The sequence below is a fragment of the Brevibacillus sp. JNUCC-41 genome, from assembly GCF_014844095.1.
In the GTDB taxonomy this organism is placed as follows: Bacteria; Bacillota; Bacilli; order Bacillales; family DSM-1321; genus Peribacillus; species Peribacillus aracenensis.
Genome location: NZ_CP062163.1, coordinates 3,770,683 through 3,796,306 on the forward strand (window position 1 = coordinate 3,770,683; position 25,624 = coordinate 3,796,306).

At 36.7% G+C, this 25,624-nt stretch carries 24 protein-coding genes; 17 read left to right on the forward strand and 7 right to left on the reverse strand.

The window, feature by feature from the left end:
* Positions 1 to 533: 533 nt before the first annotated feature.
* The 7 genes from JNUCC41_RS18430 (at position 534) to JNUCC41_RS18460 (ending at position 8,192) form a co-directional block, all read left to right on the forward strand.
* Entirely contained in the window at positions 534 to 1,865 is a 1,332-nt protein-coding gene (locus tag JNUCC41_RS18430) for an MFS transporter (RefSeq protein ID WP_192204249.1), read from the forward strand.
* 51 nt (positions 1,866 to 1,916) lie between these two features.
* Positions 1,917 to 3,362, forward strand: coding sequence for an NAD-dependent succinate-semialdehyde dehydrogenase (locus JNUCC41_RS18435; protein ID WP_192204250.1), 1,446 nt, complete (start codon positions 1,917 to 1,919; stop codon positions 3,360 to 3,362).
* 14 nt (positions 3,363 to 3,376) lie between these two features.
* Positions 3,377 to 4,255, forward strand: coding sequence for an NAD(P)-dependent oxidoreductase (locus JNUCC41_RS18440; protein WP_192204251.1), 879 nt, complete (start codon positions 3,377 to 3,379; stop codon positions 4,253 to 4,255).
* Positions 4,256 to 4,433: 178 nt separating this feature from the next.
* On the forward strand, positions 4,434 to 5,384 hold the full coding sequence (locus JNUCC41_RS18445) for a hydroxyacid dehydrogenase (protein ID WP_192204252.1): 951 nt from the start codon (positions 4,434 to 4,436) through the stop codon (positions 5,382 to 5,384).
* Positions 5,385 to 5,527: 143 nt separating this feature from the next.
* Positions 5,528 to 5,872 carry a UxaA family hydrolase gene (locus tag JNUCC41_RS18450; protein ID WP_192204253.1) on the forward strand — a complete coding sequence of 115 codons (345 nt, stop codon included), beginning with the start codon at positions 5,528 to 5,530 and terminating at the stop codon, positions 5,870 to 5,872.
* 2 nt (positions 5,873 to 5,874) lie between these two features.
* Positions 5,875 to 7,032 carry a UxaA family hydrolase gene (locus tag JNUCC41_RS18455; RefSeq protein ID WP_192204254.1) on the forward strand — a complete coding sequence of 386 codons (1,158 nt, stop codon included), beginning with the start codon at positions 5,875 to 5,877 and terminating at the stop codon, positions 7,030 to 7,032.
* 89 nt (positions 7,033 to 7,121) lie between these two features.
* Entirely contained in the window at positions 7,122 to 8,192 is a 1,071-nt protein-coding gene (locus JNUCC41_RS18460; RefSeq protein ID WP_192204255.1) for an Ldh family oxidoreductase, read from the forward strand.
* 99 nt (positions 8,193 to 8,291) lie between these two features.
* Here JNUCC41_RS18460 and JNUCC41_RS18465 read toward each other — a convergent pair whose 3' ends face one another.
* The gene (locus JNUCC41_RS18465) at positions 8,292 to 8,978 is read right to left on the reverse strand and encodes a FadR/GntR family transcriptional regulator (RefSeq protein WP_192204256.1); all 687 of its coding nucleotides are present in this window, start codon (positions 8,976 to 8,978) and stop codon (positions 8,292 to 8,294) included.
* A gap of 240 nt (positions 8,979 to 9,218) precedes the next feature.
* Positions 9,219 to 10,277, reverse strand: coding sequence for a YeiH family protein (locus JNUCC41_RS18470; RefSeq protein ID WP_192204257.1), 1,059 nt, complete (start codon positions 10,275 to 10,277; stop codon positions 9,219 to 9,221).
* Between the two features lie 301 nt (positions 10,278 to 10,578).
* On the opposite strand from JNUCC41_RS18470, the gene JNUCC41_RS18475 reads away from it, so the two are divergent.
* The 3 genes from JNUCC41_RS18475 to JNUCC41_RS18485 are packed head-to-tail and all read left to right on the forward strand — an operon-like array spanning position 10,579 to position 13,461.
* The gene (locus JNUCC41_RS18475; RefSeq protein ID WP_192204258.1) at positions 10,579 to 11,571 is read left to right on the forward strand and encodes a TRAP transporter substrate-binding protein; all 993 of its coding nucleotides are present in this window, start codon (positions 10,579 to 10,581) and stop codon (positions 11,569 to 11,571) included.
* An 18-nt stretch (positions 11,572 to 11,589) separates the two neighbouring features.
* Positions 11,590 to 12,162 carry a TRAP transporter small permease gene (locus JNUCC41_RS18480; RefSeq protein ID WP_228467366.1) on the forward strand — a complete coding sequence of 191 codons (573 nt, stop codon included), beginning with the start codon at positions 11,590 to 11,592 and terminating at the stop codon, positions 12,160 to 12,162.
* Between the two features lie 18 nt (positions 12,163 to 12,180).
* Entirely contained in the window at positions 12,181 to 13,461 is a 1,281-nt protein-coding gene (locus tag JNUCC41_RS18485) for a TRAP transporter large permease (RefSeq protein ID WP_192204259.1), read from the forward strand.
* A 613-nt stretch (positions 13,462 to 14,074) separates the two neighbouring features.
* Here JNUCC41_RS18485 and JNUCC41_RS27120 read toward each other — a convergent pair.
* A complete protein-coding gene (locus JNUCC41_RS27120) occupies positions 14,075 to 14,206 on the reverse strand; it encodes a hypothetical protein (RefSeq protein WP_286182148.1) in 132 nt (43 codons plus the stop codon).
* 199 nt (positions 14,207 to 14,405) lie between these two features.
* Complete coding sequence (locus tag JNUCC41_RS18490) at positions 14,406 to 14,900, reverse strand: tyrosine-type recombinase/integrase (protein ID WP_192204260.1); 495 nt, start codon at positions 14,898 to 14,900, stop codon at positions 14,406 to 14,408.
* 514 nt (positions 14,901 to 15,414) lie between these two features.
* On the opposite strand from JNUCC41_RS18490, the gene JNUCC41_RS18495 reads away from it, so the two are divergent.
* The 6 genes from JNUCC41_RS18495 (at position 15,415) to JNUCC41_RS18520 (ending at position 21,491) form a co-directional block, all read left to right on the forward strand.
* Positions 15,415 to 16,296, forward strand: coding sequence for a LysR family transcriptional regulator (locus tag JNUCC41_RS18495; RefSeq protein WP_192204261.1), 882 nt, complete (start codon positions 15,415 to 15,417; stop codon positions 16,294 to 16,296).
* Positions 16,297 to 16,467: 171 nt separating this feature from the next.
* On the forward strand, positions 16,468 to 17,664 hold the full coding sequence (locus JNUCC41_RS18500) for a M20 family metallopeptidase (protein ID WP_192204262.1): 1,197 nt from the start codon (positions 16,468 to 16,470) through the stop codon (positions 17,662 to 17,664).
* Between the two features lie 2 nt (positions 17,665 to 17,666).
* Positions 17,667 to 19,109 carry a YfcC family protein gene (locus tag JNUCC41_RS18505; RefSeq protein WP_228467367.1) on the forward strand — a complete coding sequence of 481 codons (1,443 nt, stop codon included), beginning with the start codon at positions 17,667 to 17,669 and terminating at the stop codon, positions 19,107 to 19,109.
* 89 nt (positions 19,110 to 19,198) lie between these two features.
* Positions 19,199 to 19,528, forward strand: a complete 330-nt coding sequence (locus JNUCC41_RS18510) for a hypothetical protein (protein ID WP_192204263.1) — start codon at positions 19,199 to 19,201, stop codon at positions 19,526 to 19,528.
* Between the two features lie 314 nt (positions 19,529 to 19,842).
* Positions 19,843 to 20,007, forward strand: a complete 165-nt coding sequence (locus JNUCC41_RS18515; protein WP_192204264.1) for a sporulation histidine kinase inhibitor Sda — start codon at positions 19,843 to 19,845, stop codon at positions 20,005 to 20,007.
* A 617-nt stretch (positions 20,008 to 20,624) separates the two neighbouring features.
* Positions 20,625 to 21,491: a YitT family protein gene (locus JNUCC41_RS18520; protein WP_192204265.1), complete on the forward strand. Its 867-nt coding sequence runs from the start codon at positions 20,625 to 20,627 to the stop codon at positions 21,489 to 21,491.
* Between the two features lie 77 nt (positions 21,492 to 21,568).
* Here JNUCC41_RS18520 and JNUCC41_RS18525 read toward each other — a convergent pair whose 3' ends face one another.
* Positions 21,569 to 21,715, reverse strand: coding sequence for a BH0509 family protein (locus tag JNUCC41_RS18525; protein ID WP_192204266.1), 147 nt, complete (start codon positions 21,713 to 21,715; stop codon positions 21,569 to 21,571).
* Between the two features lie 310 nt (positions 21,716 to 22,025).
* On the opposite strand from JNUCC41_RS18525, the gene JNUCC41_RS27125 reads away from it, so the two are divergent.
* Positions 22,026 to 22,205, forward strand: a complete 180-nt coding sequence (locus tag JNUCC41_RS27125) for an ATP-binding cassette domain-containing protein (RefSeq protein WP_286182421.1) — start codon at positions 22,026 to 22,028, stop codon at positions 22,203 to 22,205.
* Between the two features lie 1,033 nt (positions 22,206 to 23,238).
* Here the strand turns inward: JNUCC41_RS27125 and gucD are convergent.
* Entirely contained in the window at positions 23,239 to 24,636 is a 1,398-nt protein-coding gene (gene gucD / locus JNUCC41_RS18535; RefSeq protein ID WP_228467368.1) for an alpha-ketoglutaric semialdehyde dehydrogenase GucD, read from the reverse strand.
* A gap of 23 nt (positions 24,637 to 24,659) precedes the next feature.
* Positions 24,660 to 25,553, reverse strand: a complete 894-nt coding sequence (locus JNUCC41_RS18540) for a fumarylacetoacetate hydrolase family protein (protein ID WP_192204268.1) — start codon at positions 25,551 to 25,553, stop codon at positions 24,660 to 24,662.
* Positions 25,554 to 25,624: the final 71 nt, after the last annotated feature.

The following is a 25,624-nucleotide window of genomic DNA, read 5'->3' on the forward strand; positions in this document are numbered from 1 at the left end:
TCTCTGTAGACAATTATTAATTAGTAATTTACCATATATTTTTTGGGAAAACAACGAAACGATCAATAAAATACAGTTATTCGTATAAAATTTTCAATAAAATGAAATATTTGTATTGAATTATCCGAATATTTTTGTTATTTTTTTATAAATAAGGTTAATCGTTTAACTTTATCAACAAATTTAGGGATTTATTTTCGATTTGAGGAGCTTTTATTAAATATATAGAAAAATAATTGAAATCAATGTTTATTTGTTAAATTTGAAAGAAGGTTTCTTAGTTTATCATTTTGAGTTGAAGTATTGTGATTCTTCAGAAAAATAGTGTGAATATTTAGAAAATATATTGTTTCGAAAAAGGAAGTGTGGTTTAATATAATTATTGGTTGGGTCACCCAACCAATCAAGGGGGTGGAAGCTGATTTTGATAATAATATTTAATGATTGAAATAGTGATTGGTTTTCTTTTCGCAATTGTAAGCGCTTTAAATGGTAGGGGGAGTAAACATCAATAGTATAAGGAGAATGATGTGATGAGTAGTAATGAAACCTCGATGAAGAGGGTAGCAGGTGCTAGCTTTGTAGGTGCATTGATGGAATGGTACGACTTCTTCCTTTATGGGACTGCTTCGGCAATTGTATTAAACAAGTTATTTTTCCCGGATTTAGATCCAACGGTTGGTACTATAGCCGCTTTTGCATCATTTGCTATTGGTTTCTTAGCAAGGCCTCTTGGAGGACTAGTGTTTGGGCACTTTGGCGATAAAATAGGAAGGAAATCTATTCTTGTTATTACCCTTTTAATGATGGGCGGATCTACATTTGCAATAGGTTTATTACCAACGTATGATTCAATCGGAGTATGGGCGCCAATCTTGTTAGTAGCCCTGCGTCTATTTCAAGGGTTTGCGCTCGGTGGAGAGTATGGAGGAGCTTCCTTGTTAATGATAGAACATGCCCCAAGAAATCAAAGAGGATTTTGGGGAGCATTATTACAATCCGCTACTCCTCTAGGTTTGTTGTTAGCTTCCGGTACTTTTACATTAGTAACTTTATTACCTGAAGCACAATTTCTAGCTTGGGGATGGCGGATTCCATTCGTCATCAGCATTATACTTTTGGGTGTAGGTACATTTATACGATTTAGCGTAAAGGAGACTCCTGCTTTTCAAGAACTAAAAGAGACTGGCAAGGAAGTAAAACTGCCAATAGTAGAATTGTTTAGGGCATATCCGAAAAGTATTTTAATTGCATTTGGGGCAAGGATAGGTGAAACCGTAAGTTTTAATTTGTTCAACGTTTTTGTCATCTCTTATGTTAACACAAAATTAGGACTTTCAAGCAATGTAGCATTAACAGGAGTATTCGTAGCATCAGCAGTTGCAGTAGTCGTTTCACCCTTATTTGGTGCTTTATCTGATCGAATAGGTAGGAAACCAGTATATCTATTTGGGACATCCTTTTTAGTACTCTTCGCTTTCCCATTTTTCTCCTTAGTCAACTCAGGGGTTGCGGTTATCATTTATCTAGCTATTACGCTAGGTTACGTTCTTGGTACAACAGCTTTATTTAGTATCCAATCGGTCTTTTTTACAGAAATGTTTGGTACCCATGTACGTTATAGTGGCTTGTCATTCGTATATCAAGTATCAGGTATTATTGGAGGGTTTACACCTCTAATTGCTTCATCATTATTGCTATGGGAAGGCGGAGTTTTATACATTTCACTTTTCTTAGTATGTGCTTCGCTTATTTCTTTGATAGCTACTCTCTTTTCAAAAGAAACATTTAAAAAAGATATTTCAGAAATTGAAAAACTAAAAAGTGAAGTTCATATAGAAGATGAAATTAAAATTTTAAAGTGAAAAATTATTTGAATATTCTACCATTAACTTTATTTAAAGGGGCGGAAAATCTTGAACAATAGTATAAAAACAAAAGCAAAAAAACTTTTTATCAATGGCGAGTGGACTGAAGCTTTTTCTGGTAAAACGTTTGATGTTTTGAATCCTGCTACTAAAAAAGTTGTAGCAACAGTTTTTTACGGTTCTACAGAAGAAGCTAGGCTGGCAATTAAATCTGCGAATGACGCTTTTCCAAAATGGGCTGCATTAACTGCTAAAGAACGTGGGGACTATTTAACGAAGTTATATGAATTAATGCTTAAAGAAAAAGAAAGTTTAGCTGAATTGATCACACTTGAAATGGGCAAGCCGATTAAAGAAGCTAGGGGAGAAATTGAGTTAGCGGCAGAATACTTATTATGGAACGCGGAAGAAGGAAAACGAATATACGGTGAAAGCATACCTGCAACAAGTCCGTCTAAACGCTTGCAGGTATTAAAACAACCCATTGGACCAGTAGGAGCAATCACGCCATGGAATTTTCCTGTTTCGATGTTAACAAGAAAACTGGGGCCAGCATTGGCTGCAGGTTGTACATTTGTTGTAAAGCCAGCCAGTAAAACTCCTAGCAGTGCTATTCGTCTTTTTGAACTGATTGAACAAGTTAAATTTCCGAAAGGCGTACTCAATTTAGTCATTGGAAGTTCTAAACATATCGGAAATGAAATGATGGAAAATCCAGCTATCAAAAAAATTACATTTACTGGATCAACCGCTGTTGGGAAAAAGCTTATTGAAGGATCAGCTCAGCAAGTTAAGAAGGTATCAATGGAATTGGGAGGACATGCTCCATTTATTGTTTTTGAAGATGCAAACCTTGAGGAAGCAGCTGAAGGAGTTATCATAAGTAAATATAGAAATAGCGGTCAGACTTGTATCTGTTTAAACCGTCTCTATGTGCAAAAATCTGTAAAAAGTCAATTTGAAGTTCTGTTAACTGAAAAGGTGAAAAGTTTAAAAATGGGAAATGGTATCGAGGAATCAACCGAAGTAGGACCACTTGTAGATGAAGAAGCTTTAAAAAGGGTAGAATTTCAAGTGGAAGATGCCTTGGAAAAAGGGGCGATCATCCTAACTGGGGGAAAGCGGAAGGCTGTTAATGAATTATTTTTTGAACCAACACTCTTATCAAATGCCACTTCAGATATGGAGATATCTTATGAAGAAACTTTCGGTCCCGTTGCACCAATTTATACTTTTGAGTCAGAAGAAGAAGTGATCGAGGCGGCAAATAAAACTGATTATGGACTCGCAGCATATTTTTACACAAATGATTTAGGAAGAAGCATCAGGGTAGCTGAAAAATTAGAGTATGGAATAGTTGGCGTGAATGATGCCACACCAACTGTGGTTCAAGCACCCTTTGGAGGAGTAAAACAAAGTGGCCTCGGAAGAGAAGGTGGACATCAGGGAGTAGAGGAATATCTTGAGACTAAATTTATTTCTATTAAAATCTAAGGGGGAAAAATGATATGAAAATCGGGTTTATTGGACTAGGCAAAATGGGGAGTGGACTTGCAAAGAATCTTATTCGTTCAGGTTTCGAAGTAATGTTATTCGATATTAACCATGAAGCTATAAAAGCAGTAACGAAATTAGGGGGCAGAAGTGCTTCTTCTCCGATTGAAATAGCTTCAAATGCAGATGTAGTTTTTACAAGTTTGCCTTTGCCAAAACATTTACTTCAATTGTTAATTGAAAACGATAAACTTCTCCAAGAGATGAAACCAGGGTCTGTACTGATTGACGTTAGTACCATTGACCCTAATACGGCAAGAGTGATTGCGGATGAGGCAGAAAAAAATAGTGTGGAATTTTTAGCCTGTCCTCTAGGCAAGGGGCCTGCTCAAGCGGAAGAAGGTACAGAACCCATTTTTGCTGGGGGCAAAGAAGTTGTTTTTAACTGTTACAAAGAAATGTTAGAACAAATTGGGCGACCTGTTTCATACTTGGGAGATGTTGAACAATCAACGGCTTTTAAACTGATCAGTAATATGGTAGGAATGGCAAATTTATCAGTAATGAGTGAAGGGTTTCAATTGGCTATCCAAGCAGGAATCGATCCATCACAATTCAAAGAGTTATTGCATGATACTGGGGCAAATTCAGCCCAATTAAATTTGAGAGGGCCGTTAATTTTGGAAAATGATTATACGCCAATGTTTTCTGTAGATTTGGCCGAAAAAGATGTACGACTTGGTGTAGAGATGGCAGAAACCATAAATTATACTGCCCAGTTTAGTAAATTGGCCTTGGATCATCTTCAAGAAGCACAAAATATGGATTTAGGAAACAAAGATGCTGCAGCCGTATATCAGACATTTCAAAAAAGAGTAGAGTCAAAGTCGTAAGGGGACGAAAAGGGGGCGAGGTGAGTGAAGCTGTCGTTTTTATGAAAAGCCATATTATAAGGTTGTTTGTTTCTATCTTAATATTTATAAGAGTTATTTGTAGTAATACGATCTATAAATTAAGAGATATTTAAGTTATGTACAAGCCTTTGGAACACATATAAGAGAGGGGTTAGTTATGAAAATATTAATTACAGAACTGATTTGGGAAGAAGGAATAAAGAAACTGGCGGACAAAGGTTTTGAGATTGAATATGATGAAACCTTATGGAGTAAGAGGGAACAATTACTTGAGATTATTCCTCGTTTCGATGCTGTGATTGTAAGAAACCAAACAAATGTAGATCACGATTTATTGACTTCGGGAATTAATTTAAAAGCAGTAGGTAGACTTGGTGTGGGCCTGGATAATATAGATTTAAAAATAGCTAAAGAAAAAAACATAAAAGTTGTTTATGCTAAACATGCCAATGCAACATCTGTGGCTGAATACGTTATCACTGCAATGTTAAACGTTCAGAGACCTCTTCATTTAGCTGAATTAGATGTAAGAGAAGGAAATTGGAACAGAAAGAAGTATACTTGCGGGGAATTGTATCAGAAAACAATTGGTTTAGTTGGCTTGGGTGAGATTTCTCATCGGGTGTCAAAAAGGGCTAAAGCTTTTGGAATGAATGTGATAGGCTATGATCCGTTTGTGACCGAATATGACCATATTTTATCTGAGACAGGTGTTGAAATCAAATCATTGCTTAATGACGTATTGTCTAAATCAGATTTTGTTTCACTTCATGTTCCATTGACACCTCAAACTTATTCTTTGATTGGACAAAATGAGCTGAAATTAATGAAGCCAACCTCTTATATTATTAATACTGCCCGAGGAGGAATCATAGATGAAAATGCTCTTGCAGAAGCATTAAATCACAACATGATATCCGGTGCTTTTTTGGATGTTCTTGAAGTAGAACCTCTTGATCTTGGACACCCACTACTTGAGTGTAAAAATGCTTTTATCACACCACACATCGCTGGCCTAACTAATGAGTCTCAAATCCGTACTTCTTCATTAGTGGCTAAAGAAATAATTAAAGTACTGAGTGGAAAAGTGTCCTTATGCGTTGTTTAATCATGAATTAAATTTTAAAAGTGAAAAGATAAAGATAAAATTCAGAAAATTTAAAAATGTTATTGACTATACCATTTATTGGTGGTTAAATAAGTATATAAATATTGGTTGGGTCACCATACCAATTCAAAGGAGGAAAATTAATGAGCAAGAATAGTCATACGGAAACACCCGTGAAAAATAATGCTGAAGCTCAACCATTGTTATCCACTCACAAATTTCTGATTCACCACCAAGGTGATCATGTAGGTGTGGCTACAACTCCGATTCAAAAAGGGGAGAAAGTAGTTGGTATCTATATGGATGATAATACGGAGGTGGAAGTGGAAGCACTAGATGATATCCCCCTAGGGCACAAAATCTCTCTTGTTAAGCTAAATGCAGCAGAACCTGTACTGAAATATGGTGTTCAAATTGGGCTAACAACGAAATCATGTATGGTGGGCGATTACGTCCATACTCACAATATTAAAACGGCGAGGTGGTAAAGATGGAACAACAAATTTATGGATATCGAAGAGAAAACGGTAAAGTAGGCGTTCGTAATCATGTAATTCTTCTACCTGTAGACGACATTTCGAATGCAGCATGTGAAGCAGTAGCAAATCAAATTCAAGGAACTTTAGCTCTTCCACATGCTTATGGAAGATTGCAGTATGGTCCGGATTTGGACCTGCATTTTAGAACAATGATTGGAATCGGATCTAATCCAAATGTTGCAGCTGTTATAGTAATTGGTATCGAAGAAAATTGGTCCAAGAAAATCGCAGATGGTATTGCTGAAACAGGAAAGCCTGTATCATACTTTTCTATAGAAGGTAATGGAGATTTAGAGACCATTCGTAAAGCTTCTTGGAAAGCCAAAGAGTATTCACAGTGGGCTTCTGAGCTTCAAAGAGTACCAGTTGAATTAAAAGATTTGACTATCAGTATCAAATGCGGTGAGTCAGATACCACAACAGGATTAGGATCTTGTCCAACCGTTTCACAAGCAGTTGATCGCCTTGTGGATGCCGGAGCTACAGTATTCTTTGGTGAAACATCGGAGCTAACTGGAGGAGAGCACATCATTTATAATCGGATGGCCACTCCTGAATTGAAAGAAAAGTTCACATCCATTTATGAGGATTACGTAGGGGAAATTGAATCAAAAGGTGTAGATCTTCTAGGCTCACAGCCAACACAAGGAAATATCGCTGGCGGCCTATCCACAATTGAGGAAAAAGCTCTTGGCAATATTGCTAAAACGGGAACAAAGCAAATAATAGGAGTACTTGAACCAGCTGAAAGCCCTGAGAATGGAAATGGATTATACTTCATGGATACTTCATCTGCAGCAGCTGAATGTATTACTCTAATGGCCGCTGGCGGAGCTGTCCTTCATCTTTTCCCAACCGGGCAGGGAAATATTATTGGTAATCCAGTTGAACCAGTAGTGAAAATCACAGCAAATCCAATTACGGCAGGTACCATGAGTGAACATATTGATGTAGATGTACAAGGTTTACTATCTCGCCAAATTTCACTTGAAGAAGCGGGTGACCAATTGATGGAAATGATTTGCAGAACTGTGAATGGACGACTGACAAGTGCAGAAGCACTTGGACATAAAGAGTTTGTAATGACAAAACTATATCGAAGTGCATAACTTAAAGCAGTCTCCCTACACATTTCTAGTAGGGAGATTCTTTTTAGAAGATTGAGATAAATAAAAGTCGATTTCAGAGGAGGATCTTAATGAAAAGGTATAATGAATCAGCGTTAAAGAGTTTTTGTGAAGAACTATTGGGGAAAATAGGAATGTCAACATTGGATTCTGGTGTAGTGGCAGATTCGTTAGTTACAGCGAATATGGAAGGGGTAGACAGCCATGGCATTAGTAGACTTCCAATTTATTCTAAAAGATTTTTAGATAACAGAATAAATATAACACCTAATATTCACCTTCAGGAAAAAGGCCCTTCTGTATTGGTAGTTGATGGAGACAATGGTCTCGGGCACGTAATCAGTTACCATTCTATTTTAAAAGGTATTGAAATGGCTAAAAGTACAGGTACAGCTGCCATCGCTATTAAAAATAGTAATCATTTTGGTACAGCTTCATATTTTTGTAAGTTAGCGGCTGAGCAAAACCTAGTATGTATCGGATTTACTAATTCACCTCCAGGCATTGCTCCTTGGGGAGGAAAAAAAGCATTTTTTGGTACAAACCCTATCGCTTTTGGATTTCCAACAGATGATGATAAGCCGGTAATCATTGATTTATCTACAAGTATAGTAGCAAGGGGAAAAATTATCTTAGCTGCCAATCAAGGAAAGGAAATACCTGAAGGCTGGGCAATAGATAGTGAAGGTCAGCCGACTACTAGCGCAGAAGCTGCTCTTGATGGGTCGGTATTACCTCTGGGCGGAGCTAAAGGAGCGGCTTTAGCCTTAGCTGTAGAGATTTTGACAGGTGTACTATCAGGGGCTGCCTTTGGGCCAAAAGTAAAAAATTTATATGATGAAAAAGAGATTGAACCTGCAAATGTCGGGCACTTTTTTATTTTATTGGACATTGAAAAATTTATTGACCTTGAGGTATTTTTTCTATCTATTAATATGCTATTAAAAGAAATGAAAGCGGTTCCTAAAGCGTTGGGAAGTAGTGAGATACGATATCCTGGGGAACGAAGGAGACAGGAGGCTCTAAATAGTTTAAAAGAAGGAATTCAATTGCCGGACAGTGTTTTAGGAGAACTGGTTAGATTGGGTGAACAGTTTGACATCCCTTTTCCACACCCCATGAAAACAGACCTTCTGACTTAATAATATAAAGGCTGTTCATTTAAAACCTTTACCATGCTTTTAATGACGTACATGTCATAATCCAATGATCAAGTGTCTTAAAATGAACAGCCTATTAAATTAATTGTTCTCGGTAATGGACTTCTCAACACTTTCTAAATGCTCTTTCATGTACCTTTGTGCCAATACGATATCCTTTTGCTTAATGGCTTCAAGGATTTTGCTATGTTCCTGTACGGATTGTATAGCACGTCCTGGGATCTGAATCGTTTTCATTCGAGATTCAGACAATAAGTCGATGAGAAAATGCATAATCCTAATAAGTACCATATTTTTAGAGTTATTGGCCAGAGTTAAGTGGAATTTATGGTCCAATTCTGCTAGCCTTTCAAAGTTTGTGTTAGTTTTTGCGACTTCTTTTGCTTCATTAATAATTCGATCTAATTGATCAACTTGTTCTAAATCAGAGTTTTCAATGGACCACTTTACTGTGGATTCTTCTAAAACTTTTCGAACTGAAAAAAAATCTTTTACCTGATCGGAAGATACAAAAAAAGCCTCTGTCATTTTTTGTATTTGATATTCTGGTGAAGAAATAAAAACACCTGTGCCATGTTTGACAGTCAAGTACCCATAAGCTTCAAGAATTTTATAAGCTTCTCTAACCGTGTTTCTACTTACTTGAAGTTCTAAGGCCATATCTCTTTCACCCAGGATTTTTTCACCTTCTTTATATACCCCATCTTGGATTCTTTTTTTTATATTATCTGCAACCTGTTCCGAGACCCCTTTTCTATTGACAATCATTGCATATCTCTCCTATCTTTTTTGATACAGACAGTATTTGCCTATATAAAGGTGGTTAAAGAGATTCCATGACCCAACCTTTATTTTATTTAAACATGCCCTTATTTAGTAAGCAATCCATATTTCGGCTCGCATTATGGGAAACGCATTAATTTATCGTTGTGATATAAAAAATGCTCGCAGAAATCTCTTTGTTAAAGAATCATCTGCAAGCTGAATTGTTCCCAACTCATACTCATATTAAATTTTGGTAAGAAAAAATCCTAAAATGATTAAGGCAAGAGAGCCAATTGAGCCTGTTAGTAAAACATTGCGATTCAACTTTTTAAATTCTTTGAAGTTGACACTTAAACCAAGACCAGCCATAGCCATGGATAATAGATAAATGCTTAAAGTAATTAAAATTTTTGTAATGGACTCTGAAAAAAACCCCCATGTATTCAAAATACACATTGCTAAAAAGCCAAAAATGAACCAAGGTATGGGTAATTCCTTCAAGCCTCTTTTCTTAATATTTACAGGGTGACTTTTTTTGAAAAAAATACCGAAAAGAATCGCTACAGGAATTAGAAGGGTTACTCGCCCTAGCTTTACAAGAATCGCTGTATCACTGCTTGCATCTCCACCTGGAGCTGCAGCGGCAATTACATGAGCTAACTCATGAAGAGTTGAGCCAGCTAATACACCATATTTATAACTAGTTAAATCAAGGACAGGATATATAAAAGTGTATACAATCGTTACTACTGTTCCTAGAATTGCGATAAAGGCAACAGATATGGCCGTCGTTTCTTTCTTAGCTCCTATTAATGGTGCGATAGCGACAATGGCTGCTGCTCCACATACTGCAGTTCCGACTGCGATTAGGGCTGATAAATGCCGGTCAATAGAAAGCAGTTTTCCTAAATACAACATAAAACCCAGTGTAAAAGAAATTACTATTACATCAATCAAAACTATGGAAAAGCCTGCTGAAATAATCTGTTGTAGATCTAATCTTAAACCCATTAAAATAATTCCGGCACGCAGTAATATTTTACTGCTAAATGTTATCCCAGTTGTTGAACCTTGTGGAACATCTATTGTTGCTTTCCATGCCATACCCAAAATGATCGATATAATCATGCTCCCCATTACCGAAAAAAAAGGAATCTTTATAACAAACCCAGCGATAAAGGCAATTGCAGCTGTTAATAAAAGTCCCTTTATAAAACCTCTATATTTTAAGTAAGGTTTGGGGTTAGGACTAGGAGGCGGTATGGACTTTTCATTTACTTTTCCCCTTGCTAAGCTACTCAAATTTTCTCCTCCTTTAAATTGGAAATTTAGCAACCATGTGGCTCAGTGACCCAACCAATAATATAATTAAATCATTTTCTGCAATCTTTATCAACGAATTTTTTGAAAAATTTATTATTTTTTGAAAATTCAATAAATGGTTAAAAAGTTATTGATTTATTTGGAAATTATCAATAAAATGAGTTTAATGGTTGGGTGACCGAACAACTTGATTGGAATGATATTTTAGTTTTACATGTACGGAATTAGGCAAGTCAAGCTTATTAATGAAAGGGCTTACAAAATGTTAGGAGGATGTTACATGAAGAGATATGCTTCCATTCTTATTGTTTTAATTTTCATTCTTGGTGGTTGCTCCAATGCTGTAACAAGTAAGGAGAAAGGTGCCGAATATGTGTTAAGGTTAGGACATTTACAGACTGAGGTTCACCCTTATCACAAAGGTGCCTTAAAGTTCAAAGAGGAAGTAGAAAAAAGATCTGAAGGGAGAATAAAAGTTGACATTTTTCCTAGTAGTCAATTAGGAAATGGAAGGGATCAGATCGAAGGAGCTCAAATAGGGTCCATTCATTTCCACATTGGTTCAGTGGCTCCTGTTACAAACTTTGCCCCTAAGTTTAATCTACTTAATTTACCTTATTTATTTGAAAGTCGTGAACATGCTTTCAGAGTTTTAGATGGGGAGATTGGAAAAGAAATTGCAGCCGATTTGGAAAATAGAGGTTTAATCAATTTAGGTTATATGGAAAACGGTTGGAGACATATGACAAACAATAAAAAGCCAATAAAAACAAGTAACGATGCCTCCAATTTAAAACTAAGAGTACAGGAATCCCCACCATATCTTTCTTTTATTAAGGCTCTCGACTCTAATCCAGTACCTGTACCATTTGGGGAACTTTATACTGCATTAGAACAAAAGGTTGTGGACGGGCAGGAGAATCCACTCGCACAAATTTATTTGAATAAATTGAATGAAGTTCAAAAATATCTAACATTAACTTCTCATAATTATGATGCAGCTGTTTTTATCATGAGTAAAACCACGTTTGATACCTTACCCCTGGATTTACAAGAAATCGTAAAAGAATCTTCACAAGAGGCTATCCAATATGAGAGAAAAGTAGCGATAAAGGATGAAAAAAAGATATTGGGAGAGTTAAGAAAAAGCGGAATTCAAATTGAAGAAAACCCTGATTTAAAGTCTTTTAGGGAGGCAGTTAAGCCTGTTTATAAGGAATTTGAGTCTTCTTTAGGCAAAGACTTATATTCGAAAGTTGAAAGGCTTAAATAAAGTTAAGGGGGATTTAGATTGAAAGTACTAATGTGGAATTTGAGTGAGAAAATTAATCAAACAAGTCGTTTTTTTCTAATTTTTTTCTTTGTCATTGCCTTTATATCGACAGTTTATCAAGTGATTTCACGTTTTATTTTACAGAGTATGATGATGAAAAAAGCACTTCCTATGGTCGATTTTTCTGTATTTAATTTAACCTGGATCGAAGAGCTCATTCGATATTTGTTTGTTTGGATTGTCTTTTTAGGAATTGGGATAGTTTACAAGAACAAAGGGCACGCACAAGTGGAAATATTACACCATTATTTACCGGAAGTATTCAAAAATAAGTTATTGGCGTTTATTGAAATAGTAAATTCGGTCCTGTTTCTATTTTTAATTGTATATGGATGGAGTATATTGAAGTTTACTAGTCAACAAATTTCACCGTCGTTAGGAATAAATATGACTTTTATTTACGGAGCTGTCCTAATCTGTTCCTTGACCTGTCTGATTCACTCTTCGGTTCATTTACTTGATTTGGTATCGATGAAAAATGTAATAAAAGAAGATGTTTATGAAGAAACCCATAAAAATACCAATATATGAAATTGAGGTGAAGTATCAATGACAGTAGCTATTATCGTCCTTTTTGTATTATTCTTCTTAATGATCATCGGCGTTCCCATTGCCATTTCCCTTATTTTGGCTTCAGTTGCCGGGTTTATGTCCAGCATCTATTATATTCCATTAGAAGTAATTCCTCAAAGACTGATAACTTCAGTAGATTCATTTCCACTACTAGCCATTCCTTTTTTCATGCTCACAGGTGAATTCATGATGTCAGGTAGCATGGGGCGTAGAATAGCAGGCTTTGCATTTGCCACCGTTGGTTGGGTAAGAGCTGGATTGGCGCAAGTTTCTACGCTAACCAGTATGTTTTTTGCCGGTATTTCAGGTTCAGGGGCAGCTGACACAGCGGCTGTTGGGAAAATGATGATTCCAATGATGGAGGAGAAAGGATATGATAAAGGTTTTGCAGCTGCTACCGTTGCGAGTGCAGGGACGATTGCGGTAGTTATTCCACCCTCCATACCAATGATTGTTTATGGAGTAACTGCGGGAGTCTCTATTGGGGATTTATTTACTGCAGGAATAATCCCTGGGATATTAATCGGAATGTCTATAATGATGTTAAACTATTGGCTCACAAAAAAGAATGGGTATTCTGAAGAGGTAGGTTCATTTGAATTTGCCTCCTTCAAAAAAACCTTTTTTGAAGGAATATTGGCTTTAGTTTTACCTCTAATTATTATTTTTGGGATACGTGGAGGGATTTTCACCCCGACTGAAGCTGCTGCTATAGCTGCAGCGTATGCTTTTATAATAAATAAATTTGTCTACAAAGATATGGACTGGAAAGACATTCCGATTGCATTTCTTAATGCAGGGAAAATGACAGCGATGGTTGTCTTCATCATAGCAGGTGCCAACTTATTTGGTTGGCTTTTAACAGCAGAGCAAATCCCACAACTTCTGACCCAGCTTGTTACAAGCTTTTCTGAAAACAAATATATTTTACTAATTATGTTTAATATTATTTTCTTTATCGCTGGATGCTTTTTGAACGCATCTGCCGCTATTACTATTCTAACGCCTTTACTTCTACCTATCGCAGTGGGGGTTGGAATCGATCCAATATTTTTTGGTTTGATTATGGTTGTCAATCTTTCAATAGGTCTTATAACTCCCCCAGTAGGGTTAGATCTTTTTATTGTAAAAGGGATAGCCAATGTATCATATGATAATTTAGTTCAATCAATTGTGCCTTTCATTATTGTAATGGTCTGTGATCTATTAATTATTACTTATTTTCCAGCACTCTCAATGTTCTTAACTACCTTATAACTTCCTCAGATGTATAATAAAAGTCTTCGGTTGTGCGTGTTCATCCTCTGATTTGACATTCATCTTTGCCGTTCTTAACTTTTTTCACCATGAAATCCTCGTCGAATACCTGGACACACAAAGAAAGGAAAAGCAAGAGCCTGGTATTATAGAAGAAAGCAATGAAATATGAGGTGTTTTTTAATAAAAATTGCTTCTCCTGACTTTACAACCGGGCGCTATTGTAGAGTAACAATTAGATTTAATCATCTTTATTGTTGGGATTCCACCGACATTTTGACATAAACATACGAAATGATATTTTTTGAAATTGAAAAGATGATTTTCCCTAAATTAAGAAATTGTCTCTAACTAAATAAATACTCTAGTTGAATAACTTTAAAAATATAATTTGCTTAAACAGTGTTAATTTCTCCATTTCACCAAGTTACACTTCTAATCCATTTGGACGATTGATAGCGCATTTTTAAAAGTATTGCTCTGAAATAATTGTCTAGTACAATGGCAACCCCTTTAATGTTTTTCTTCTTGCTTTTACTCAACCTTGTTTGGATTTTTCAAGAGAAGTTATAGCTAACCAATAAAAAAGAGAAGACTAGAAACATCTTCTCTTTTAATCCTTTTCACGATAATTGGTTCTTCTCTCACCCAGCTTTTTCGCAGCCTTTTTAGCCTTCTCCTGTTCAGGGTTTGTATAGAGGGCGGCCGTTGCCGTAGACGTATGACCCAGTTGAGTCATCAGCAAATGAATATCTCCTGACTACTCCATTAAATTCGTCCAATAGGTATGCCTCAGTTTATGTGGAGACATGGATTTATTGGACTTAAAGGCCTTCGTGTATTTCTTTACGAAAGTCGATGGCGCGGTTGGAGTGGGGGGTGGCTCCATCATTTACCCTCGTCAAGAATACATAGGCCGCATCATCGTTTGATCCCCTATAACGTTACGTTCGTACGGCTAGGTAATCTTTTATGTCCTGCATGGACGGAGGAGAGACTGCCACAACATCCTTTTTTCCACCCTTACGTAAAACGTGTATTTGTTTTTCTTCGAAATCCAAGTCACGTAGCCTTAAGTTGGATAACTCGTTCACCCGGATACCGCTTCCTAAGAAGAGGGATAAGATTGCAAAATCACGTTCCTTGTCCATTTTAAAATAAATGAGTTTCCTGACCTTTTCAGGTAGCTCCTTTTCATAGTCATGCTTCACGAATTCAAGAAACCGAGCATCCTCATCATAGTGGAAAATCTTTGTCGATATTCTGAATGCACGCGATCCCAATGTTTCTTTCACTTTATTCACTTCAATTTTCAACATGACGTTTCGATAGAAGTAAGGTTCACCATCTTCATTTTCGGTCTGGGTCGTTAAATACTTGAAAAGGGAACGTAATGCTGAAATTTTCTGATTGACAGATACCTTTTCCGCTTTTTTCAATGAAATCGGACAAATCGAAAGAGGAATTCAAAAAGTTTCTTAGAGACAAGTCGGATGGAAATGAATAGAGCTAAACAATTCTTTAAAAAAGGGGTGCAACCATTGCACCCCTTTTTTTTGTAGATACCATGCTCATGTCCCTTCCCAAGGGAGCTATTCGATTGATGGCATCCTGGAATCTTTCTTAAGATTTGTGAGTTAATATCTCATAAAGAATAAAAAGAGGGTTTCTCCTCTTTTTTTCAATATAGAAATATTACATAATACGTGTGATAAAAAATTGCACTAGTAAAAGGTTTACACGATTTCAATTAAAAGGATATATTCGACTTGAAATAACGAAGAACCTTTTATAGAAATGTAAAATAAAAAAAAGTGGAGGAACTTTCTTGATTGATTTGACAAGGAAATAATTAAATGGAGCAATATGTTGTAATATATAGCATAAAGAGCTAAATAAATGCTGTGTTCTTGTTGAGATCACATGAAGGCTTAAGTAACTAGGAGGGGTTTGGTGAACGAAAAGGACTGCATGATGCTTCAATACATATTGGAAGAACAGAATATTACCAAAGCAGCAGAACGCCTTTATATAACACAGCCTGCGCTGACCTATCGGCTTCGACAAATAGAGAAAGAATTCGGAGTACCCGTTATAATGAAAAGCGGAAAAGGTATAAAGCTTACTCAAGAAGGTGAGTACTTGGTTTCTTACTCACAAAAAGTACTCTTAGATTTGAGAAAAACAAAAGATTATGTCGTTAACATGAAAAATGAAGTAGAAGGCCATCTAAGAATAGGAGTTTCCAGCTATTACGGACTATATAAACTTCCTCCCATTTTAAAATGTTTTATTAGTACCTACCCGAAAGTGCAGATTAACGTTGACACTGGGTGGAGTAGTGAGATTTATGAATTGCTACTCCATGAGGATATACACGTGGGGATTGTTAAAGGAGATTATCAATGGTATGACCAGAAATATCTGATTAATGAAGAGAGCATATGCATTATCTCTCAAGAGGAAATAACTTTGGACAGTTTGCCAAAGATACCGAGAATCAACTTCAAGATTTCCAAACAAGCAGGAAGTTATCGTTACTCATCGTTGAGTCAAACCATTGATTATTGGTGGTATGAGAGATTTAATGAGTCACCTCTGATAACCATGCAAGTTGACAGCTATGAAACCTGTAAAGAGATGGTGAAAAATGGGTTGGGATACGCAATTATTCCTAGTAGCTTTTTGAACCCTAGTGATGAACTGTATAGGATAGATATGATTCGAAAAAATGGCCAAGCAATTAAAAGGAATACATGGATGTTATATAAAGAAACGTCATTGCAATTCACGATCGTTGAGAGGTTTGTTAATTACATAAAAAGCCTGAAATAAATAAAGTAAAGGGGGATTCCGGTTATAGGGGTACCCCTTACTATTTGGATTAATGATAAAAATTTTTTATTAAAATATATTAAATTAATTAATTTCACTTATTGATATATGTTATATAAAATAAATTCAGAAGATACAAAAAATATTTTAATCTAAAAGGAGAATTTCAAAATGATTAGTGAAAAGCTAAATCAAAAAGAACGAATAGAACAGGCTATTGAGGAACGTGATGCAGAGCTGGGCGAAATAGCTTTGAAGATACATGCTAACCCAGAGTTGAGTTTTCAGGAACAAAAGGCTGTTGAATGGTTAACAGCTCCTCTTATTCAAGCAGGCTTTCAGGTTGAAAAAGGTATTGTTAACCTTGAAACCGCTTTCCGTGCTACATGGGAGGGAACCCAGGGTGGCCCTACCATTGCTCTATTGGCGGAGTATGACGCTCTCCCTGAAATCGGACATGCTTGTGGACACAATCTTATCGGAACGGCAGCAGTTGGTGCTGCACTTGCTCTAAAAGATTCCTGTCCTGATCTGCCAGGACGGATTGTCGTACTTGGTACTCCAGCGGAAGAGGATGGTGGTGGGAAGATCATCATGTGTCAAAAGGGAATCTTTGATGACATAGATGCTGTTATGCTTTGCCATCCGCATAAGAAGACGATGGTACTTCGTGGAGGATTAGCCTGCGTTGATACAACCTTCCAATTTTTCGGAAAAGAGTCCCATGCTTCCTCGGCGCCAGAAAAAGGGATTAGTGCACTCGATGCGTTAATTAACTCCTTCGTAGCGATTAATACTCTACGGCAGTTTTTCAAAGAAGATGTAAAAATTCACGGAATTATCAGCCAAGGTGGGGGTGCTCCAAATGTTGTTCCAGGATACTGTGAAGCAAAATTTATATTACGCGCTTCAACAGTGAAAGAACTTGATGTAGTACGAGATAAGGTGTTTACGGCTGTGAGGCATTCGGCGGAGGCAGTAGGGGCACGAGTTGAAGTGAGCGAGGGTCTTATTTATGCAGAACGAAACAACAACAAAGAAATGGCAATGTTGTTTCAAAGAAATTTAGAGTTAATGGGAATCGAAGTCAGTGATCCTCCAAAGAAAGGCGGTATTGGATCTTCTGATATAGGTAACGTAGGACAGGTGACCGCAACAATACATCCTTATATTGAAATTGGAGATGTTTCCGCACATACGGCTGAGTTTTGTCAAGCTGCTGGTTCGGAGAAAGGGTTAAAGGCTCTAAATCATGCAGCGAAAGCTTTGGCCATGACAGCGTTTGATTTATGTGTTGATTCCGATGCATTGCAAAGAGTTCGTGAAGAGTTCGAAAACTGGAAGAAAAAACGAAACGTGGAGGTATGATGATGCATGATGTTCAAGAAAGGCCCGACATGCAGCAAGATAGGAAGCGAGCTTTCCGCCTGAAACAAGTACTTAAAATGCCCCATACTTTTGTCATACTGGTCATGCTAATTTTCTTTGCCGCTGCTTTAACATACTTAATTCCTGCAGGCGAATTGGACCGAATAGAGGATAAAACCACCGGGAAAGAACTCGTGGTTGAAGGGTCTTATCATCATGTTGAAAAGAATCCTGTTGGAATTTTTGACATTCCGTTGGCAATCGTTCATGGGTTAATAGATGCTAGTGACGTTATATTCTCTATATTAATTGTTGGAGGAGCATTTCAGGTTATTATGGCCACCGGAACCGTTGAAGCTGCAACTGCAAGAGTGGCGAGGCGGTTCTCAAAAAATGAAAAATGGGTTATCCCAATTTTTCTTTCCCTTTTTTCCATTGGTGGATTTACGATGGGGATGGCTACAGAGGGCATAGTATTTGTCCCAATAGGCATAGCCATTGCAAGATCTCTTGGATATGACGCCATAACTGGAACCGCAATGGTCGCACTAGGGGCTTCTTGTGGATTTACAGCGGGTCTGCTAAATCCCTTCAATGTAGGAATTGCACAAGCGATTGCTGGAGTTCCTCTGTTTTCTGGGTTGTGGCTAAGGGCTATTTTACTGGTCGTTTTCCTAGTTATTACAAGCATATACCTCATTCGTTATGCGACCAGGGTGAAAGAAGACCCCTCCAAGAGCGTTGTTTATGACTTGGAAAAAAATTCCGCAGAAAAGAAGGTCGATTTTTCGCATTTACCTTCCATGGAGATTAAACACTACCTTACAATCTTGACAATGATACTTAGTTTTTCCCTTTTAATCTGGGGTGTTTCTAATAAAAACTGGGGAATAGAAGAAATATCTGCACTTTTTTTGACGATGGGCGTTGCATCAGGGCTTTGCGGAGGATTTGGTCCGAGCAAAATCTCAAACGAATTAGTAAAGGGAGCTACTGCAATTACATTTGGAGCGCTCATTATTGGCGTAGCAAGAGCTATCGTTGTTGTATTGGAACAGGGAGATATTATCGACACTATTGTAAGTAGCTTAGCAATGATAGTGGGGGAGTTACCTAGTTCTATGCAAGTTCTAGGAATGTATGCCTTCCAGACCCTTATGAATGTGATGATAACATCGGGATCAGGGATAGCAGCTACAACAATGCCAATCATGGCACCTCTTTCTGATCTGCTTGGCATATCAAGACAAACTGCTATTCTGGCCTATCAATTAGGAGATGGTATTTCTAACCTTATCTTACCCGTATCCGCTACACTAATGGGAACCCTTGCTGTTGCTGGTATCCCCTATCAAAAATGGGTGAAATTCATGTGGCCGTTAATGTTGATTTGGATGGGCACGGGAGCCGTCTTTCTGTTGTTTGCGAATATTATAGACTATTGATATTGCAATAGGGGAGGGGAACAACCATGGATAGAAATGAGTCCCGCAATGAAATGGATTATAAATTGTTAACACGATAAAAGACTGGAGTGGAGGAACATCTAAAAGTCTTTTGCCAGATGAACCGACTAACCGGAGAAAAAGAAAAAAAGAAGCAGAAGTACCCGTCGATTATATCGTTAAAAAGCTTGAAGAATACGGTTACGTATCATGAGGGGATCAAACTGATGGAACAGGCGGTTGCTGACCAATTGAAAGTGGTAATGACAACGAAACTGAATATAGGGATTAAACATGTAAGTTTACCCGTTGCTTATTTACCAGGTGATACCGAAGAATTTATATTGTTGTCTGGTCATAACCACTCGTGGTACAAGGGAGCCACAGACAATGCGGGTGGCAATAGAAATATAGTATAAATACCGATCCTTTTAGATAGTTTTTATCATAAAAGTTTACCATAATAAATTAAATTCAGAATAAAACAGAAGTGCTCATAATTTAATGTTCATAAGATTTTAACCTATTAATTAGTAGCAATTCTTATCAAAGTTGTCCTACTGGCAAGAATAATTGTGAAGAGCTATGTTTAAAAAATTATGGAGTGCCTATTGTTAAGGTCGTTTATATAGTAACAGTATTATTTCTCTATTACAAAGAGAAAGTTATATAAATTCAATTTGGTTTTCTACATGTCTTTAAATAGGTTTGATGCTCTTGAAGGAGGTTAACGATGATTCATATGTTAAGTAATCAATTTTTGATAGATACTTATGTTAAAGTAAAGGGGTTCAACCTTGATTCTGGCTTTATTTCTTTATTAGAGGAAGAAATGCAAAGAAGAAATTTAACATTAATTGGCATGAGCCAAATTAATGTCAACATGTCATTTGAATGATTTCATGTCCGAATTAATAAACTGAATTTATATAATACTCAGAAATTTTTATAGGTAGATAGAATAATATTGATTTTTGAAGGCTGTCCATCAGAAAAACTAATCCTCAGCTTGTTGATTCACTCACTTTACAAAAAGCAAAGATATTATGGAAAATTTAGAAGGTGAAAGGAAATGGGAAAACGATGAGTATTGCAATCAACAGCTAGAAGATATTTGTAATATTTAGTATCGATTATGGAATGCAAAATATAGTTTAACTATGTAGTTTATCGGAGACGTTCAGAACATAAATAATACTTACTTGTTCCTCAGATTTATGATGAGGATTAATTTTTGATGCCATGATTGCAGTAATACCATCAATGGTAGTTAATTTTAAATGATTTGTCAGAAGAGGTAAATAAGGTTCTGGTTCGTTGATAAAGCATTCAAACTTGGATATGCTGATACAATTACTCAAAGGGGTGTACAGTGTAGAAAACCAACATTTGTTATAATCATTATCAACCTGACCTTATTTACCCAAATAAGTTTACTTTATCGTATTTAATCCCGTTGCACGTAAATAACATGGATTTTATGGTGTCAAATTTAACCGATTGCAGGAGGCTCAAATGTTTAAAGGTTTAAAGGTCACAAATGTCTTTTTTATATTGATTGGTTCAGCTATTTTTGCCTTCGGGCTAATTAATTTTAATATGCAAAATAACTTAGCAGAAGGCGGCTTTACAGGGATCACTTTGCTTTTATATTTTTTATTTACTTTTGATCCTTCCATTACAAACCTAGTCTTAAACATTCCGCTGTTTTTGGTCGGCTGGAAGCTGCTTGGACGCATATCTTTTTTCTATACGATGTTCGGTGTATTCAATTTATCCCTATTTATGTCAATATTCCAGCGCTACCCGTTGAAAATGTCATTACAAGACGATATGATACTTGCTTCGTTGTTTGCAGGCCTGTTTATCGGCATCGGTTTAGGGATTATTTTTCGAAACGGTGGTACAACAGGCGGTGTTGACATAATTGCTCGTCTAGTACAAAAGTACATGGGATGGAAAATAGGAAAAACTATATTTTTATTTGACCTTGCTGTCATAGGCCTTTCTTGGATATTATATCTCGACTATAGAGAAGCAATGTATACACTTTTGGCTGTATTTGTGGGGGCCAAGGTAATCGACTTTATGCAAGAAGGGGCATATTCTGCTAAAGGTGCTACGATTATGTCGAACCGAAATTCTGAAATTGCTGAAAATATTATGAAAGAGATGGAGAGAGGAGTGACCATTTTAAAAGGGAAAGGCTCTTTCTCTAAACAAGAGTTGGACGTCTTGTACTGTGTGGTAAGTCGGAACGAAATCTTTCATTTAAAACAAGCAATAACTTCTATTGATCCCCATGCTTTTGTATCTGTAAGTGATGTACATGATGTGATGGGAGAAGGTTTTACACTAGATGAAAATAAAATGCCCATTTGAAAGAAAAAAACTAAAGTAAAAGCGGGAAACCCTGAATTATCAATGTTTTTCCCGCTTTTTATCATTTTATATTTGAGTTACATATAATCATAAACAGAGTCATCAAAATAGAGCCAGTGATAATATTCAATCTGTGAATCTGTCATCCTGGAAATTTCTTTCTCATTGAATTTTTGTTGCTCAATTAATTTCTGCAATTTGGAATTTCTTTCTACTTGGCTCATCTTAAATCCTCCTTATAGTATGAGAAGTAACGAAGTATTTAAATATTGAAAACGCTTTCTTTTCTTATTTTTATTATATATCTCAATGTGAGATTAAACAAATATCAAATATAGATGAATTTTCAGGAAATAATATAGAAATGTTATTTATCTATCTACTTTGAAGCAGTTAAAGAGGCAAGGTCTAATTGCCGAAGCCTGAGTTTTGTTAAGGATTAGGGATTTGATTCAATAAGTTGGACACAAAAAAGTGGGGATTATGCTGCTTTTAGAGTTTGACCAGCGAAAGCTTAGGGAGTCAGCGTAATTCATCCACACACTCTCTCAAGGTAAAAATAGAAAAGTAATGATTGCAAGGGCCCTCATGTCTTCACCACAATTATTAATCTTAGATGAGCCTTGCAATGGAATGGATATTTATTCTAAAGAAGAGCTGTTAACATCTGTTGAAGAGATGTTTGCTGCACCGAACGGCCCAACCATTTTATAAGTTACTCATCATATTGAAGAAATTGTACCATCTATAACCCATGCTATGTTAATCAATTCGGGGAACGTTATGGATAAAGGAGAAAAAAGGGACGTATTAACCGAATCATTATTGGAAAAGACCTTTCGTGTCCCAGTCAAAGTAGTATGGGAGAATGAGCGTCCCTGGATCCGTTTTAAATCCCTGTTATTAACTGAAAAAAAATAAACCTAGTATGTTGAAAAGTAAAGCAGAGCAGTCGTAATGGTCTACAAGATGGATATAGATTGCTTTCCATTGGAGGGCTTAATTAAATAACTTAATATAGCTAGTCATAATACTGATAGCAACAGTAAACAAATTATCACGAACTAACCTAATGAATAATTTGAAAATTATTTATAACCAAAAAATATAGCATTTAAATAAAGTAGGGAACTTGGCGATGGATGTATAGATTATAGATGAGGGTGATGCTTCAATAATGGTAAAAAATATTCGTTGTGCAGTTTTAGGGTTAGATTAGGTTAGGTGCATGCAAAAAATATTGCGACACAAGTAGAGGGAGCTTCTTTAACTAGTGTAGTTGATCCAATCCCTGGTCTAGAAAACAAGTAGCAAGAGAATTTGAGGTTGAGAATACGCAAAACGTGTATTTGCTTTTCCTCAAAACCCCCTTAGCCTTAAGTTGGATAACTTTTAACCTGGATTCCGCTTCCTAAGAAGAGCGATAAGAGTTAAATTCTTTTTCTGATTTCACACCCTTTTATCCTATTAATTCGATAACATTGGAGGAGAATGGATGTAAAGGGGGTGAGTTTATGACAGCTATTATACGCCTTATTTTTTTATTTATGCAGGTTTTTATACACTTTGATTTAGCAAGCTTTGTTCTATTCTCCACTATAAAAAGTGCATAAGAGCTATAGCTCTTATGCACTTTTCTAAGTATCAATTATAAGTTTTTGAGAGTACGTTTTTTAATTAGGTTTAGTTCATGAGAACATCATTAATAGCTAGAACATATCTGGTATATACTCTTCTAAACATTCATTTATGCCTTTACAAAAACGGTTTTAATAGAAGTGAAAAACTCAATTGCAGCTTCTCCTTGCTCACGAGAGTGGGAGCTAGATTGTTTCATTCCCCCGAATGGGGCTTGCAGTTCAACTCCCGCAGATTCAGCATTAATACGTACGAGACCAGCATCCATCTCATTAATAAAAGAGAGCATGTGACCAATATTTTTAGTGAAAATAGAAGCACTTAGTCCAAATTTCACGTCGTTTGCAATTTGTAATGCTTCTTCTAAAGTCTCAACTTTGATAAGGGCAAGCACTGGTCCGAAAATTTCCTCTTGGGCAATAGACATTCTATTACTTACATTTTCAAAGACAGTAGGTTCCATAAAGAATCCATTGACTAATTCATCTTCCTCCAAACGTTTACCGCCATAAATCAATGTCGCGCCCTCTTCAATTCCTTTCTTTACGTAAGAAAGTACTGTATTCAACTGGTTCTCACTTGCACATGGCCCCATCCATACATCTTCTTTTAAACCATTCCCAATTTTTATTTCCTTTATCTTTTCAATAAGTTTATTTTTGAACTGCTCGTAAACTTTACTTTGTACGATTACACGACTTGTAGCTGTACATTTCTGACCCGTAGAACGGAGGCCTCCACTAATAGTTGCTTCTACTGCCTCTTCTAAATCGGCGTCATTGGCTACAATGACAGGATTCTTCCCACCCATTTCTAACTGATATTTAGCACCACGCTTTAGAGCTCCTAGTCCAATTAATTTACCAACCGCATCAGATCCAGTGAATGTAATTCCATGAATATCCGGGTGATTAGTAATCGCTTGACCAATGACAGACCCAGGGCCTGTCACCATATTAATAGTACCCATTGGAAGCCCTGCCTCGTCAAAGCATTCTATTACTTTGGCTGCGGTTACTGCGGCTTCTTGAGCTGGTTTAAGAATAACAGTATTTCCATAGATGAGTGCCGGCGCTATTTTCCAGATGGGGATTGCCACTGGGAAATTCCAAGGGGTGATAACACCTACAACTCCAAGGGGAGTACGAGTAGTGAACATTAGTGCTTCGGAATCCGATGAAGGAATCACATCACCTATTTTTCTCATTCCTTCTCCTGCATAATAACGAAGGATAGCGACACCTCTAGCTGTTTCCCCTTTTGCTTCCAGAAATGTTTTTCCCATTTCACGAGTCATCGTTTCCGCAATTTCATCAATACGTTGCTCGAGTGCATTCGCGACCTTATACAAATACTCTCCACGGGCAGCACCAGATAGCTTCCCCCAGAAAAATTGAGCATCCTTCGCAGCAAGAACAGCGTTATTTAAATCTTCTTTTTCAGACTGTTGTACATAACCGATGATTTCATGACGATTGGCTGGATTGATACTAGTATCTTTTTGCATGATTAGTGTGTTATCGGTTTTACTCAAACTAATATGTGTTTTGGTAACTTTACACTATTTTTTAAGACACCAATATTAGAGACTTCAATTTCAATCTCATCGCCATCTAATAAGGTAAAGTCATTTGGTGGAATTATACATGTACCAGTCAATAATACAGTACCGTCAATAATTTCATTGTCGCGTATGAGGAAAGATATTAATTCATCAAATTTTCTTTTTAATTGGTTAGTATTCGCTTTTCCCTCTACTTTAAGCTCGTCATTGCGGTAGATTCGACATGTGATGTCAAAATTGTAGGGGTCTTCCACGGACTCTGCAAGGAGAATGGCAGGTCCAATGGAACAAGAATTTTTCCACATTTTTGCTTGTGGTAGATAAAGAGGGTTCTCTCCTTCAATGTCACGACAACTCATATCATTTCCAATCGTATATCCAAGGATTTGACCATCTCGATTAATAACAATGCCCACTTCTGGCTCAGGAATTTGCCAATTAGAATCACTACGTATGTAAACGTCCTGTCCTGGACCAACCGTACGGGCAGCCGTAGACTTAAAGAAAATTTCTGGCCGTTCAGCCTCATATATCTTGTCATAGAAAGTGGTTGCATCAAGCTTTCCACCCGTTGCTTCATAGTTACGTGCATCGCGACTACGCTCATATGTAACACCGGAAGCCCATACTTCTTCAGCTACGATAGGAACAAGTAACGATAAATCTTCTACAGAGTATGGAATGGGCTTTGAATTGGAAATAGTAAATTCTACAAAAGAGAGGGGAGATACATTTTGTTCGTTTGCCTGTTGGATTAATTCAATCAATCCTTCTTGAGGAAGAGGGTATACTTTTCCCTCATTTGTAACAGCTGCTAGAGTTGCTTTTGAATGCTCATTTAAATATCGGATAATACGCATAAAAATAGCCTCCTGGTGTTTTATATTATAAAACTGAGTTTTTATATATAGACAAAAGAGAAGGGAACCAT